This is a genomic window from Pseudomonas gingeri, assembly GCF_013386165.1.
GTDB lineage: Bacteria > Pseudomonadota > Gammaproteobacteria > Pseudomonadales > Pseudomonadaceae > Aquipseudomonas > Aquipseudomonas gingeri_C.
Map to the genome: position 1 here is coordinate 700,580 of NZ_JACAOS010000001.1, position 12,898 is coordinate 713,477.

The following is a 12,898-nucleotide window of genomic DNA, read 5'->3' on the forward strand; positions in this document are numbered from 1 at the left end:
TGGGAAGAACCGCTATAATGCTCGCGGATTTTAACCGTCAAACCAGGCGCGCTCCATCGGTATTGAGCTGCGCCGATCTTATTTTGGAGAAATACGATGCCGTCGTTCGACGTGGTATCCGAACTGGACAAACACGAAGTCACCAACGCCGTCGAGAACGCCGTCAAGGAACTGGATCGTCGTTATGACCTCAAGGGCAAAGGCACCTTCGAGTTCAAGGACAAGGAGCAGACCATCACCCTGACCGCCGAAGCCGAATTCCAGCTCGAAGCCATGCTGGAGATCCTGCGCATGTCCCTGGTCAAGCGCAAGATCGACGTCAAGTGCCTGGAAATCAAGGATGCCTATGCGTCCGGCAAGCTGATGAAGCAGGAAGCGACCTTCAAGGAAGGCATCGACAAGGACACGGCGAAGAAGATTGTCGCGCATATCAAGGACGCCAAGCTCAAGGTCCAGGCGGCGATCCAGGGCGAGCAGGTCCGGGTCACCGGCAAGAAGCGCGATGACTTGCAAGAGGCCATTGCCAACCTGCGGGCCAAAGAGTTCGACGTGCCGGTGCAATTCAACAATTTCCGCGACTGATCTAGCCTGTCAGGGAACCTCTGGGAATTATCGGCGTCGGAGGGCCCTGCCAGGGTGAAACGCTGGGCTGCGCTGTGCAGCCGGTGTTTCACCGGGTCATCCCATGGTAACCGGAGAGAACAATGGATTTGAACGCGCAAGTGGATCAGTTGGTGAAGGCCTCCGAGGCCTGGATCCCGATGATCATGCAATACGGCAGCCGTGTGCTGCTGGCCATCGTCACCCTGTGCATCGGTTGGTGGTTGATCAACAACCTGACCCATCGCGTGGGCAGGTTGCTGGCGCTGCGCAATGCCGACCAGACGCTGCAGGGGTTTATCAGCAGCCTGGCGAACATCATTCTCAAGGTGCTGCTGATTGTCAGCGTGGCGTCGATGATCGGCGTGGAGACCACCTCCTTCGTCGCGGCCATCGGTGCGGCGGGTCTGGCCATTGGTTTGGCCTTGCAGGGCAGCCTGGCGAATTTCGCCGGCGGGGTGTTGATCCTGCTGTTCCGGCCGTTTCGTATCGGTGACACGATCACCGCCCAAGGGATCACCGGGACGGTCGACAGTATCCAGATTTTCCACACCATCCTGCGTACCGGTGATAACCAGACGGTCATCGTCCCCAACGGCAATCTGTCGAATGGCATCATCACCAACATCAATCGTCAGGCCACCCGCAAGGTGGTGTTCGATGTCGGCGTGGATTTCCAGGCGAATCTGCAGGACGCCCGCGAAGTGTTGCTGGAGATGGCGAAGGATGGGCGGGTGCTGGCCGATCCGGCGCCGGTGGTCGTGGTCGCCACGCTGGGGGCGCACTCGATCACGGTATCCCTGCGGTTGTGGGTCAATACCCCGGATTACTGGGATCTGATGTTCATGTTCAATGAACAGGTACGTGACCGCCTGAAAGCGAAGGGGATTGATATTCCGTTTCCGCAGCAGGTGGTGCGGATGTTTTCGGAAGAGTCGGCGAAGTAATCGATGCCCTGGCGCCTGGCAGCTATGCCGGGCATCAGGGACGGTGCTGGTAGCCTTTGCATTGCGCGCGGCTACCCGTCAACCGGGGCTCAGGCCAGCAGCCGGGCCTCGGTCTCGCCGTAACGCAAGGTTTTTTCATCGGCGTTGAAGCATCCTGTGTGCTCGTCCCGGCCTTGTAGCACAAAGCGGGCATCCGAGCGGCCCAGGGTGGCCGCCGCCTGCTGGCTGTTCTCCCCGATCACGCCTTTTTGCTGGCGGTTGATGATCACCCCCAGGCGCGTATCGGTGAAGTCCTTCATCATCCAGGCGTCACCATCGCTGTCACCAAACACCAGGGTCGGGCCATAGCCTTTTTGGGCTACAAACACATTCTGGATGCCGACGGTCTTGCCCGGCCCCCAGTTGAAGTGCCAGTCCTTTTTATACACATTGGTGTATTTGCCATCGAGCATTTCCAGCTTCAGGCCGAGGACATTTTCTGGCGGCAGCCCGTAGCCGTATTTCGGATCACAGGCAAAAACCCGCACCACGTCGTCGATCGATGCGGTGGAAATGTACACATCGAAACCGTTAGTCCGCAAAGTTGCCATCAAGACCACGATTTCAGCATGCACGCGCATGCCGTAGAAGTGCACCGGCGCAACCTGGCCCGCACGACCAGGCATCTCTGCGCTGCTGTGGATCGGCGCCTGGCGCAAGGCCTCTCCGAGGTTGTATTGAATGGAGTCGCAGACCATTGCCTGCAACTCGGCGGTGGTGAAGTTCTTATAGAAATAAATGATCCACTTGTAGCCCACTTCCATCGGGTAGGTCGCGCACAGCGCACCGTACAGAAAGTAGAACTTTGCGCGGAAGTCCTGGAACTGCGCGCTGGTCCGGATGACCTCCAGGGGCTGTGTGCCACCCAGTGCGGCGCAGTGCGTGTAGAGCCACTGGTAGGCCTCGTTGATGTCGGCCGCCAGGTCTTCCATTGAAATACGCTGGCCGTCCAGATTGGTGTAATCGGCGTGGAACAAACCGCCTGGCACATCCTGCTGCAGCACTTCGGCGAACTCGGTCGGCGTCAGTTTGAACCGCAGGTTTTCGGCCTGGTACAACAACAGCGATTCCTCGGTGTCGTTCATGATGCAGGTATTGTCCCAGTCGAACACTGCATAGGGTTTTTGGGTTGGGTTGTAAGCGGCACTGCGGCAGCCCCAGGTTTGCAGCACCTGGTTGATGGCCTTCCGGTTGGCCGTGGACCAGCCCGCAGGTTGCGCGGGCAATACAAAGTTGTCGATCGTCATGCTCAGGCCGTTTCTTCCAGTACCAAAAGATTATCGAATGAGAAGCCCAGGGTGATGCTCTCGCCACGCTGGGGCAGCGCACGGTGCGGATCGTTGAACACGTCGAGTGAGATGACCACGGCGTCCATGCGCACCCGGATACGCACCACGGCGCCGAGAAAATCAACGTCTTCCACCGTCGCCGCCAACGAGTTGCGCCCCGCTGTCGGCGGCTCCAGCACGATGGCTTCGGGTCGGATCGCCAACGCACGGGTTTGGCCTGCGGCGGCATCGACGATAGGGTTCGATGTCACCAACGACTGACCGCACACGGAAATCTGGCCCGTCACGGCATCCACCACTACGCCAGACAGCAGGTTCAGGGTACCGACAAACGACGCCACAAAACGGCTGCGCGGGAAGTTGTAGACCTCGCTCGGCGTGCCGATCTGTTCAACCCGGCCTTCGCTCAGCACCACGATACGGTCCGAGATCGACAAGGCTTCTTCCTGGTCATGGGTGACGAACACCGAGGTGATGCCCAGCTCGCGTTGTACGGCGCGGATCTCTTCGCGCAGCGAGACACGGATCTTGGCGTCCAGCGCTGACAAGGGTTCGTCCAGCAGCAGCACCTGGGGCTTGCCGGCAAGTGCGCGGGCCAGGGCCACACGCTGTTGCTGGCCGCCCGACAGCTGCGAGGGATAACGTGCGCCCAGGGTCGTCAGGCCGATGAGCTTGAGCATTTCGGTGACGCGATCGTGGACCTGCTCCGTGGGCATCTTGGCCACCTTCAGGCCAAAGCCGATGTTCTCGGCCACCGTCATGTTGGGGAACAGCGCGTACGACTGGAACACCATGCCGATGTTGCGCTGGTTGGTCGGCGTGTGGGTCACATCCTTCCCATCGAACTTGATGGTGCCGCCCGAGGGGCTTTCGAACCCGGCCAACATGCGCAAAATCGTGGTTTTGCCGCAACCCGATGGGCCCAGGAAGGTGATGAACTCGCCACGGGCGATGTCCATCGTGAAGTCATGCACCGCGGTCTGAACACCGAAGGCTTTTTGCAGGTGAGTGATTTCGAGGAAAGCCATGGGATGTTTTTTCCGTCAATTAAGGTTTTGCGTTCTTGGCATTGCGCCCGAACACCTGGATCAAGCCCATGGAGGCCCAAGTAATCATGAAGGCCATCACCGCCAGCGCGGATGGCTCGTACGCCTTGTTGGCACCCACCAGTTGCAGGTAAGGCCCGAACGCGGGGCGGTTCAACAGGCTGGCCATGGTGAACTCGCCGATCACCACGGCAAAGGTCAGGAACGCACCCGACAGAATCGCCGAACGCAGATTCGGGAAGATCACCTTGAACAGAATGTCGAAAGTACCCGCACCCAGCGCCTCGGCGGCTTCCGTCAGGGTACGCACATCGATGGTACGCAGGCCGGTATCGATGGAGCGGTACATATAGGGCAGCGACAAGGTGACGTAGCTGCACACCAGCAGGAAGTCGGTGGCCCGCTCGTTGCCGGTCAGTGGTATCCAGGAGTTGCTGCCGAAGATGCGCAGATAACCAAACACGATGACGATGGCGGGGATCACCAGGGGCAGCAAGGTGATGAATTCCACCAGCGGACGCAGCTTGGGCAGGCGCAATTGCACCCAGTAGGCGGTGGGCACCACCAACAGCACGCCGACCACAATGGTGATGATCGCCATCAGGATCGAATAGCCAAACGTGGCCTGGAACTGAGGATCGGTGAACACCACCCGATAGGCTTCGAAGCTGTATCCGCCGCGCAGCATGCGCAGGCTGAACTCAAAGGTGGCCAGCAGCGGAATCAGGAAATAACTGGTGCCCACGCCGATGGCGATCCAGGCACCCAACCGAGAGGTGGATTTCATTTGCGGCCCTTTTCCGATTTGCTGCGCAGCCAGATATAACCTGCGTTGGAGACCCCGGTAATCACCACCATGCCCAGCGCCAGTGCGTAGCCCAGGTTCGGGTTGTGCAACACGTCGCCGCGGATTTGCGCATACAGCAGGATCGGCACGATGTTCAGCGAGCTGCCGGTCAGCGCGTACGCCGTGGCCACCGCGCCAAAGGCGTTCGCAAACAGCAGCAGCATGGCGCCCATGATGCTCGGCCACAGCACCGGCAAGGCAATAAAGCGCCAGTAGTGGTAAGCGTTACCGCCCAGGCAATCGCAGGCCTCACGCCATTCGCGTTTCAGGCCTTCCAGTGCCGGCGACACGATCAGCACCATCAAGGGGATCTGGAAATACAGATAGGTCAGCGTCAACCCGGTGAAGCTGAGGATATTGAACCCGGTGGAGTAGAGGTTGAAGCCTAGGTACTTTTGCATCAGCGCCGTCACCAGACCCACCCGCCCCAGGGTGGCCAGGAACGCGAAGGCCAGTGGCACGCCGGCGAAGTTCGAGGCCACGCCCGAGAAGGTCATCAAGGTCGGGCGAATCCACTCGGGTAGTTTGCCCTGGACCGCCGCCCAGGCCAGCAGGAAGCCGATGATGCCGCCGCCCAGGGCCGACGCGGCACTGATGCGAAAGCTGATCCAGTAGGCGCTGACCACGTTCGGCTCGGCCAAACCGGCGATATTGGCCAGGGTGAAATGGCCGGACGCGTCCTGGAATGCACCGACCATCAGGTAGCCGGTGGGCAAAAGCAAAAACAGGATGGCAAAAAGCAGAAAGGGCAGCACACCCAGCCAATGCCACTTGAGCGACCCGCGCGGCATGGACGCCGCTGCGGGTGGCGCAGAATTCGAAGAATCAGTCACGTGACGCCCGCCTTTCAAGCAATCATCCAATCCATGAAATAACTGGCATGGCCCGCGAAGGCCATGCCAGGCTGAAGCCATCGAAGGCCGATTACTTCACGCTGGCGCCAACCAGGGTGTCCCACTGCTTGGTGATGGCTTCCTTGCTCGAGTTCTGCTCATCCAGCGTCGGGAACACAGCCTTGGCATAACCTTCTGCGGGAGGCAGCTTGTCGAGCATGGCCTTGGGCAGCTTGTTGTTGGTGACCAGGTCGTTGAAGCGGATCGGGTGGCAGTAGCCATTCAGCCAGCCGATTTGGCCTTCGTCCGAATACAGGTATTCCATCCACAGCTTGGCGGCATTCGGGTGTGGTGCATAAGCGCTGATGGCCTGCACATAGACGCCGGCGACCACACCTGACTTGGGCACGACGACTTGCACATTGGGGTTGCCCTTGAGTGAGTCGCGGTCTGCCAGGGCGTTGTAGTCCCAGCGGATGATGATAGGGGTCGTGCCTTGTGCCAGGGATGCGGCTTTGCCGATCACCGGCACAAAATTGCCGGCCTTGTTCAGATCGGCGAAGAACTTCAGGCCGGCGGCGGGGGCCTTGGTGGGATCGCCACCCGCAGCGGCAATACCGGCGGCGTAGATGCCCTGGATAGCCTGGTTGGCAGAGCGTGGGTCGCCCGCCAATGCCACGGCGTTCTTGTAATCGGCCTTGAGCAGGTCGCTCCAGTCGGCCGGTATCGAGCTGATCAGGTCGGTGTTGACTTCGAAAGCCAGCACGCCGTAGTAGTCGCCATACCAGTAGCCATCGGCATCCTTCACCGAATCGGGAATGGTTGCCCAACTGGCCACCTTGTAGGGCTGCAGCAAGCCGGAAGCCTTGGCCTGGGGGCCGAAAGACAAACCAACGTCGATGGTGTCGGGCGCTTGCGGCCCTTTGTTGTCCTTGTTGGCCTTGATCGCTTCGAGTTCATCGCCTGAACCTGCGTCAGGGTTCAGTTCATTGACCTTGATGCCATACTTGGCTTTGAAGTTCTTGATCTGGTCGCCATAACCGCACCAGGAGTTCGCCAATGCGATAACCGTCAGTTCGCCCTCTGCCTTGGCGGCAGCGACAAGTTCCGCCGAGGCGGCCGATGCATTTTGCGCGCAGCCCAGAGCTGCGGAGATGGCTGCTGTTAGAGCAACGACTTTGAATGTTTGACGTGGCATATCACTTCCTTTTCGATGTCCGGTAGAGGGAAATTTGACGGCGGAAGATCAGGGCACAGCGAACTGCCTTGGCGCAATGGCAAGGTTGTTATATCTATTATGTAAACAATCAGTCGGTACCTGGCCCAGGCTGGCAGGACAGGAAAGAAAGGTAACTTTCAGAACTTCAATTGCATACTACTGTTGGCGCTGTGCCTGCGCAATCGTAGTGGTGATTTATGACTCTTTCGCGACAAATTGGTCGTAATTGGAAATGTACGGAGCGAAATTTTAGTGAAAGCAGGCGCCCAGTGTAGGCGGGGAGATTGCAGATGTTCCAGATAGAGCTTTATTGCTGTTGGTGGTAGAGAAATAGGTTATCGGATTCGTTTTAGGGGGCTTGTTTTTGCCGGTGGGCTTGAGCTGATATCTTATTTTTGTCTGGCTCCAGATTCGGATGGAGGTCGCATTATTTGATAATAGCTATACAGCGTAAAGCCGTCTTTGTGATGCAGTAAGGTTAAGTTGGCAAGGCGCGTTGTAGTTATGGGCAGTCGAAACTCAGCGACTTACAAGATGTGTGCCCTATCGGGCGCACAAAAAAAGGCCCATCACCAGGATGGGCCTTTCTTTAAACGAGCGTCACATCATCAAGCAAGTAATCAGGTGATTACAAGATTTTGAATGGGTACTGAGTGATCAGGCGGAACTCGTTGATGTTGCCTTCGCCATCGTCTGCGTTGCCGCGGTGCCAAGCTTGGCGTGCGCGGAAGGACAGGTCTTTCAGAGGACCGGTCTGTACAACGTACTTGGCTTCCACGTTGGTTTCGAAGTGATGGCCATCTTTACCATAAAGGCCGGCGTACGAACCGGTAGGATCCGCATGGGTGCCGTCGATGCCTTCACCATGGACATAACGTGCCATGAAACTCAGGCCTGGGACGCCGTAAGAAGCCATTTTCAGGTCGTAACGAGCCTGGATGGATTTCTCGCCAGGACCGTTAAAGTCGGAGTACTGGATGGAGTTGGCCAGGAAAATCGAGTCACCACCGCGGTTGCTGCGATCACCTACACCGATGTAGTCAAACGGTGTATCGCCGTGTACCTGTTGGAATGCCAGGGTAACGGTGTGTGCCTGGAGGAAGGAGTAAGCAGTCGCGAACGAGAACGCAGTGTTGTCGATCTTGCCTGCCAACGCCGAACCGGTATCGGTCGTGCGATAGATGTTGAAGTCGAAGTTCAGCGACTGATCGCTAGCCAGGGGCAGCGTGTAGTTCGTGTTGACGTAGTACTGATTCCACACGTCCTGAGCTTTGGCGCCATAGAGAGAAACGGTCAGGTTCTCATTGATGCCGTACTTGCCGCCTGCATAGTCGACGCTTTTAACATCGAGTACATTGCCAGAGCCTGTTTTGGCAGCATAGGTAGTACGCAGATCTTGCGACAGCGAGGTCTGATCCTGGCTGCTGCCTGCATAGAAGTGACCGGCTTCGAGATCGAGGTCTTTGATCTCACTGCTTTGCAGTTGGAAGCCACGACCGGTCTGTGCGAACAGGCGGCTGCCGCCCAGAGCGAAGACTGGAGCGGTGGTCGGTGCTTGGTCGCCGAATTTCAGCTCGGTTTTGGAGAAGCGAACTGCAACAGCGGCACCGGCTTTACCGAAGCTGTTGTTGTTGTCGCCGTTGGCTTGACGGCTGATGTTTTGCGAACCAGCTTTATCGTCATCGCCGCTCAGCAGGTAGCCGGCATCGCCGAAGCCTTCAACCTTTACGCCAACCTGACCTGTGGTGTAACCCGAGCTGAATTTGCCCAGGAAGCCTTGGGTCCAGTCGATCGCGTCATTGTTACCGTGATCCTGTTTGGTCCGGTTGAAGTAGTAGTTCTCGAGAACTACACCAGCCGAAGCACCTTCAACGAAACCCTTGGCATCAGCCTGGGAGGTTACGAACGGGTCGGCCATAGCCACTTGGGAACCTGCTGCAGAAACAGCCAGGGCGATCATGCTCCACTTCATCACGCGCATCGTGATTTGCTCCTTTGGTTTTTAGGAAGAGTACTGCCGTCCCACCTGTATTTTTGTCTGGGCGGCTCTTTCTTTTTTGTGTCGGCGCAAACTTATATCACGCTGACAAACTTGGCGATACTTGCACACCTATCCTTGCGGCTTCTTTACGAGCCTGTCGCAAAAAGCTAGCTCCATGTCGCAAATTCACAGCCTTTATACAGCGGCTGTACAACTTCAGCGCTGTTTCCAAAAGCATGAGCATAGAAAAAAATGGTCTATGTCCAAGCCCTGAACTCTCCATGGGGCGCACTGTGCAGCGTTGTTACGATGTCGCAGGGGCTTCAGCGTCCGGGCCGACCCTCTGTCGCGACTATTCACTCACCAATGCAACAAGCATGCACAAAGTGAAAAATTCGTGAGAAAAATTTTACCTGGCACCGTCATCACGCTGAAACCCTTATGAAACCTAGGGCGGTTGGCATTTTCGTCGGGGCTTGACGTACTGCTTTTCCTTGTGCTGCTAATCCGTTGAAAATCCATGGAAAGCGAAAAACGTTACCGCTCCACACTCCGACTGGGTAGTCGGTGGCTAAAGCGTGCACTGATAGTAGCCGCAGTGTGCGGTTTTGGTGCAAAAAGTTGATTCACAGTGTCGATGCACGCATCGACTGCGGGCAAGGTGACTTTTTTGTCATTTAGGTCAGCTCTCGCCGTTCATGAGGTAGGCAGAGGATTTCAGAAAAAAGTGACATTTTTGTGGCTGACTGGGTTTTTTTCTGGCCGGTGTGCAATTTTGTGGTCTTTGTGTTTCTGGAAAAGCGCCATTTGTTCCATTCTGGCGCAGCCCGTGCCCCGTATTCGCCCATTTGCCGCGATCCTTGGCCAGGGCCGTGAATCGGCGGCCGATCAGGGGTATCCTGACGGCCTGTCGCCAGGCCTTTGCCGGGCGCAAACCTATCCGTTACGCAGGAGTATTCACGGTGTTCGTTCTCGATTCGCGCCTTCAACAAGACACCTTGCCGATGGGCGACCTGCCGTTGTGTCGTGTGCTGCTCTCCAATGATGCGAACTATCCCTGGTTCATCCTGGTGCCACGGCGCGGGGATATCAGTGAAGTGTTTCAACTCGAGGCCGCCGACCAACAGCAATTGTGGCGCGAGACCTCGGAGTTGGCGCAGTTGCTACAACAGGCCTTCAACGCGGACAAGATGAATGTCGCGGCCTTGGGTAATGTGGTCAGTCAGTTGCACATGCATGTGATCGTCCGTCGCCGTGACGATGCGGCATGGCCGGCACCGGTCTGGGGCAAACATCCGGCTCGGCCCTATAGCGAGGAGGAGGTCGTGGTGATTCGCGAGCAATTGCGCGTGGCGTTCCAGCATGACCCACGTTTTGTGCAGGCGGGCCTATGAACCTTGAAGATCGTGTGACCGAACTGGAAAGTCGCCAGGCGTTTCAGGATGACACCATCCAGTCGCTCAATGATGTGCTGGTGGCGCAGCAGCGTGTGGTCGAGCGCCTGCAATTGCAGATGGCGGCCCTGCTCAAGCGCCATGAGGAAATGATGGGGCAGTTCGAGTCCTTCGAGGAAGAAGCGCCGCCGCCGCACTACTGACAGCCATCTCCAGACATAAAAAAACGCGAGGCAGCCTGGCTGCCTCGCGTTTTTTTGTAGCCGATCAGCGCCGCGGCAAGGCCGCGATCACGTCTTCGGCTTGCAGGCCCTTGTCCCGGTTCATCACCGAGAACTCCACGCGCTGGCCTTCGACCAGGACGCGATGGCCTTCGCCACGGATGGCGCGGAAATGCACGAAAATATCATCGCCGGAGTCCCGCGAGATAAAACCGAAACCCTTGGAGGTGTTGAACCACTTCACGGTACCGGTATCGCGATTGCTCATGTCGTAGTTGTGGGAAGCCGCCGCCGGGGAGGATTTCTTGTAGAAACTCACCGCCAGGTGCAGCAATACGGCAATCACGGCGGCCAGCAGACTCGGAAGCACGGCGGGTTGGCCGCCGATCAGGGTCAGGGGGGCGAGCAAGGTGAGGATTTGCAGTGCCACGGCGATGATCAGCAGGATGCTGACCAGGATTTGCAGTTGATGCCGTGGACCCTTGTTCCAGTAAGGAATGACTGGCGCGAGGGTAAGGTTGAGCAAGCCGAAGAATGCCAGGTACAGCGCATCAGGTTGTTGCAGGTAAGGCAGGGCTTCGGATCGCAGGCTGGGTATAAAGGACAGCAGCAGGGCAACAGCGCCCGTTAGCAGGTGGACGATTTTCAACATTTTGATTGACTCACTCAAGACGGATCACAAGGACGAGCGGGTGACACACGGTTCGCTTCTGGAAAAAAGGTGAGGCGTTGGGCACGTGTGGGCATCCGCCTATGCGCCACTGCCAGAGAATCGACAGCCACGACACAGCCTCTATTTAACAGCAAAGCCCATGCCTTCTCAAACTTCGAGGCCGGGCCGCTGTCGGAGAGTGTGCGCGGGGGCCACGCCTGCGCCGACGCGGCCCGCGGGCCAGACACCTGGCGTGGTGGCCATGGCGGATTTGTCGCAGTCGCTGCGGCTGTGCGAGTCGTAGGCGCTTGCTAGAGTGGTCCTGCACCTGTGAAGACGATGATCCATTCTGACCAAGGGGATACATATGGCTATTGATATCGGTATCAGCGAAGCAGACCGTAAATCCATTGTTGAAGGTCTTTCCCGTCTGCTGTCGGACACCTACGTGCTGTACCTGAAAACCCACAACTTTCACTGGAATGTCAGCGGGCCGATGTTCCGCACGCTGCATTTGATGTTCGAAGAGCAATACAACGAATTGGCCCTGGCCGTTGACCTGATCGCCGAGCGCATCCGTGCCCTGGGTTTTCCTGCACCGGGTACCTACTCCACCTACGCCCGTCTTTCCTCCATCAAGGAAGAAGAAGGGGTGCCGAGTGCCGAGGAAATGATCAAGCAACTGGTTCAGGGCCAGGAGGCGGTCACGCGCACGGCGCGGGGCCTCTTTCCGTTGCTGGACAAGGTCAGCGATGAGCCGACCGCGGACCTGCTGACCCAGCGCATGCAGGTGCATGAGAAAACCGCCTGGATGTTGCGCGCCTTGCTGGAAGGCTGAGTCCACGCTGCGCGAATGAAGCCATTGGCGTTTTATTCGCGCAGCGTCCCAGCGCCCTTGGGGTATTGGCGACGGCGCAGGCTTTCGCCCGGCCCCGGCCCCAGGCTTTTCGTTGTTCTTCCTTATTAATGGACTCTTCCTACGGAGGCTGTGGTGCAGTCTGCTGGATAGGGTTTTTTACTTAATGTTTTATGTCAGGAGGTTTGCCAGGAGCGCCTTTATTCAAAGGTGTGCAGCGACGGAGTGCGATGAAAATGGTTCAGTGGGTAGGGCATGAGGTGGGGAGTTCCGGTTGTGTGCGCAAGACACGGGTGGATCCCCTGTTACTGGATTTCGATATTGGGTTGGCGAAGCCAGTTTCGCGCTCGGTGCGTTTGAATGGTTTTGCCACCTGCTTGCGGTTGGAGGAGGTTTATTGGAAGGTACTGGCCGATATTGCCAATACCCATGAATGTACGGTCAATGCCTTGCTGTCCAATGTGGACATGGAGGTTCATCTGCGGTACGGCGGCGTGAAAAATTTCAGTGGTTTGATTCGTGTGGTCTGTGTCGTCCATCTGCTGACGTTGGGCGGTTTGTCCCGGGGTCGCTAGGCCTGTCCGGACGTCTCGGTGGGTTGGCGAGACGGCATGGGCTGGGGCGCTGACCGGTCCACGGCTGCAAAGGCTCGATTTAACGGATATAATCCCGCTCTTTGCTGCATGGCCCATCACGGGCTCGGGCAGCAGTGATGTTGTTATCTGATTGCCGAGACGCCCCATGCCCATGTACGACTACCAATGCGCTTCCTGCGGTCATCAACTGGAAGCCATTCAAAAGATCAGTGATGCACCGCTGGTCGACTGCCCGGCCTGCCAGGCACCGCAATTGAAGAAAATGCTCTCCATGCCAGGGTTTCGCCTGAGCGGGACCGGCTGGTACGAGACGGACTTCAAGACCGGCAGCAAGAAAAACCTGGCCGGTGGCGATAAAGCCGACTGAAATAAGCGACA

14 protein-coding genes are annotated in these 12,898 nt (G+C 57.6%); 7 read left to right on the top strand and 7 right to left on the bottom strand.

Translation table 11 applies throughout. From position 1 onward, the window contains the following. Window positions 1-96: 96 nt before the first annotated feature. Both HX866_RS03105 and HX866_RS03110 read left to right on the top strand, forming a co-directional pair. Window positions 97-582: a YajQ family cyclic di-GMP-binding protein gene (locus tag HX866_RS03105; protein WP_121137572.1), complete on the top strand. Its 486-nt coding sequence runs from the start codon at window positions 97-99 to the stop codon at window positions 580-582. 122 nt (window positions 583-704) lie between these two features. Continuing rightward, the gene (locus HX866_RS03110; protein ID WP_177099823.1) at window positions 705-1,547 is read left to right on the top strand and encodes a mechanosensitive ion channel family protein; all 843 of its coding nucleotides are present in this window, start codon (window positions 705-707) and stop codon (window positions 1,545-1,547) included. A gap of 89 nt (window positions 1,548-1,636) precedes the next feature. Here HX866_RS03110 and HX866_RS03115 read toward each other — a convergent pair whose 3' ends face one another. The 6 genes from HX866_RS03115 to HX866_RS03140 all read right to left on the bottom strand — a co-directional run bounded on the left by HX866_RS03115 (window position 1,637) and on the right by HX866_RS03140 (window position 8,801). After that, window positions 1,637-2,833, bottom strand: coding sequence for an HAD family hydrolase (locus HX866_RS03115; RefSeq protein WP_177137970.1), 1,197 nt, complete (start codon window positions 2,831-2,833; stop codon window positions 1,637-1,639). A gap of 2 nt (window positions 2,834-2,835) precedes the next feature. Then, window positions 2,836-3,903, bottom strand: a complete 1,068-nt coding sequence (locus HX866_RS03120; protein WP_177099827.1) for an ABC transporter ATP-binding protein — start codon at window positions 3,901-3,903, stop codon at window positions 2,836-2,838. A 19-nt stretch (window positions 3,904-3,922) separates the two neighbouring features. Further along, window positions 3,923-4,708: an ABC transporter permease gene (locus HX866_RS03125; RefSeq protein WP_177137971.1), complete on the bottom strand. Its 786-nt coding sequence runs from the start codon at window positions 4,706-4,708 to the stop codon at window positions 3,923-3,925. Beyond that, the gene (locus HX866_RS03130) at window positions 4,705-5,601 is read right to left on the bottom strand and encodes an ABC transporter permease (protein ID WP_218177279.1); all 897 of its coding nucleotides are present in this window, start codon (window positions 5,599-5,601) and stop codon (window positions 4,705-4,707) included. The genes HX866_RS03125 and HX866_RS03130 overlap by 4 nt, the downstream gene beginning before the upstream one ends. A gap of 91 nt (window positions 5,602-5,692) precedes the next feature. Next, window positions 5,693-6,799: an ABC transporter substrate-binding protein gene (locus HX866_RS03135; RefSeq protein ID WP_177099829.1), complete on the bottom strand. Its 1,107-nt coding sequence runs from the start codon at window positions 6,797-6,799 to the stop codon at window positions 5,693-5,695. 649 nt (window positions 6,800-7,448) lie between these two features. Continuing rightward, on the bottom strand, window positions 7,449-8,801 hold the full coding sequence (locus HX866_RS03140; protein ID WP_177124017.1) for an OprD family porin: 1,353 nt from the start codon (window positions 8,799-8,801) through the stop codon (window positions 7,449-7,451). Window positions 8,802-9,763: 962 nt separating this feature from the next. Here HX866_RS03140 and HX866_RS03145 point away from each other — a divergent pair. Together HX866_RS03145 and HX866_RS03150 are read left to right on the top strand one after the other, a co-directional pair. Then, a complete protein-coding gene (locus HX866_RS03145) occupies window positions 9,764-10,195 on the top strand; it encodes an HIT family protein (RefSeq protein ID WP_177092767.1) in 432 nt (143 codons plus the stop codon). After that, complete coding sequence (locus HX866_RS03150) at window positions 10,192-10,398, top strand: SlyX family protein (protein WP_177092766.1); 207 nt, start codon at window positions 10,192-10,194, stop codon at window positions 10,396-10,398. Before HX866_RS03145 ends, HX866_RS03150 begins: the two co-directional genes overlap by 4 nt. A gap of 64 nt (window positions 10,399-10,462) precedes the next feature. On the opposite strand, the gene HX866_RS34585 is transcribed toward HX866_RS03150, so the two are convergent. Next, window positions 10,463-11,068 (bottom strand): cold-shock protein, encoded by a 606-nt coding sequence (locus tag HX866_RS34585; protein WP_103496683.1) that lies wholly within the window; start codon window positions 11,066-11,068, stop codon window positions 10,463-10,465. A 367-nt stretch (window positions 11,069-11,435) separates the two neighbouring features. On the opposite strand from HX866_RS34585, the gene HX866_RS03160 reads away from it, so the two are divergent. The 3 genes from HX866_RS03160 (at window position 11,436) to HX866_RS03170 (ending at window position 12,887) form a co-directional block, all read left to right on the top strand. Further along, window positions 11,436-11,906, top strand: coding sequence for a Dps family protein (locus HX866_RS03160; RefSeq protein WP_100938823.1), 471 nt, complete (start codon window positions 11,436-11,438; stop codon window positions 11,904-11,906). 254 nt (window positions 11,907-12,160) lie between these two features. Next, window positions 12,161-12,499 (top strand): ribbon-helix-helix domain-containing protein, encoded by a 339-nt coding sequence (locus HX866_RS03165; RefSeq protein WP_177124036.1) that lies wholly within the window; start codon window positions 12,161-12,163, stop codon window positions 12,497-12,499. Window positions 12,500-12,665: 166 nt separating this feature from the next. Next, window positions 12,666-12,887, top strand: coding sequence for an FmdB family zinc ribbon protein (locus HX866_RS03170; protein ID WP_040070481.1), 222 nt, complete (start codon window positions 12,666-12,668; stop codon window positions 12,885-12,887). Window positions 12,888-12,898 lie beyond the last annotated feature (11 nt).

Bases quoted from the DNA above. Each gene is read 5' to 3' on its own strand.
- HX866_RS03105 (WP_121137572.1), top strand. From the start codon at position 97: ATGCCGTCGTTCGACGTGGTATCCGAACTGGACAAACACGAAGTCACC.
- HX866_RS03110 (WP_177099823.1), top strand. From the start codon at position 705: ATGGATTTGAACGCGCAAGTGGATCAGTTGGTGAAGGCCTCCGAGGCC.
- HX866_RS03115 (WP_177137970.1), bottom strand. From the start codon at position 2,833: ATGACGATCGACAACTTTGTATTGCCCGCGCAACCTGCGGGCTGGTCC.
- HX866_RS03120 (WP_177099827.1), bottom strand. From the start codon at position 3,903: ATGGCTTTCCTCGAAATCACTCACCTGCAAAAAGCCTTCGGTGTTCAG.
- HX866_RS03125 (WP_177137971.1), bottom strand. From the start codon at position 4,708: ATGAAATCCACCTCTCGGTTGGGTGCCTGGATCGCCATCGGCGTGGGC.
- HX866_RS03135 (WP_177099829.1), bottom strand. From the start codon at position 6,799: ATGCCACGTCAAACATTCAAAGTCGTTGCTCTAACAGCAGCCATCTCC.
- HX866_RS03140 (WP_177124017.1), bottom strand. From the start codon at position 8,801: ATGCGCGTGATGAAGTGGAGCATGATCGCCCTGGCTGTTTCTGCAGCA.
- HX866_RS03150 (WP_177092766.1), top strand. From the start codon at position 10,192: ATGAACCTTGAAGATCGTGTGACCGAACTGGAAAGTCGCCAGGCGTTT.
- HX866_RS34585 (WP_103496683.1), bottom strand. From the start codon at position 11,068: ATGTTGAAAATCGTCCACCTGCTAACGGGCGCTGTTGCCCTGCTGCTG.
- HX866_RS03160 (WP_100938823.1), top strand. From the start codon at position 11,436: ATGGCTATTGATATCGGTATCAGCGAAGCAGACCGTAAATCCATTGTT.
- HX866_RS03165 (WP_177124036.1), top strand. From the start codon at position 12,161: ATGGTTCAGTGGGTAGGGCATGAGGTGGGGAGTTCCGGTTGTGTGCGC.
- HX866_RS03170 (WP_040070481.1), top strand. From the start codon at position 12,666: ATGCCCATGTACGACTACCAATGCGCTTCCTGCGGTCATCAACTGGAA.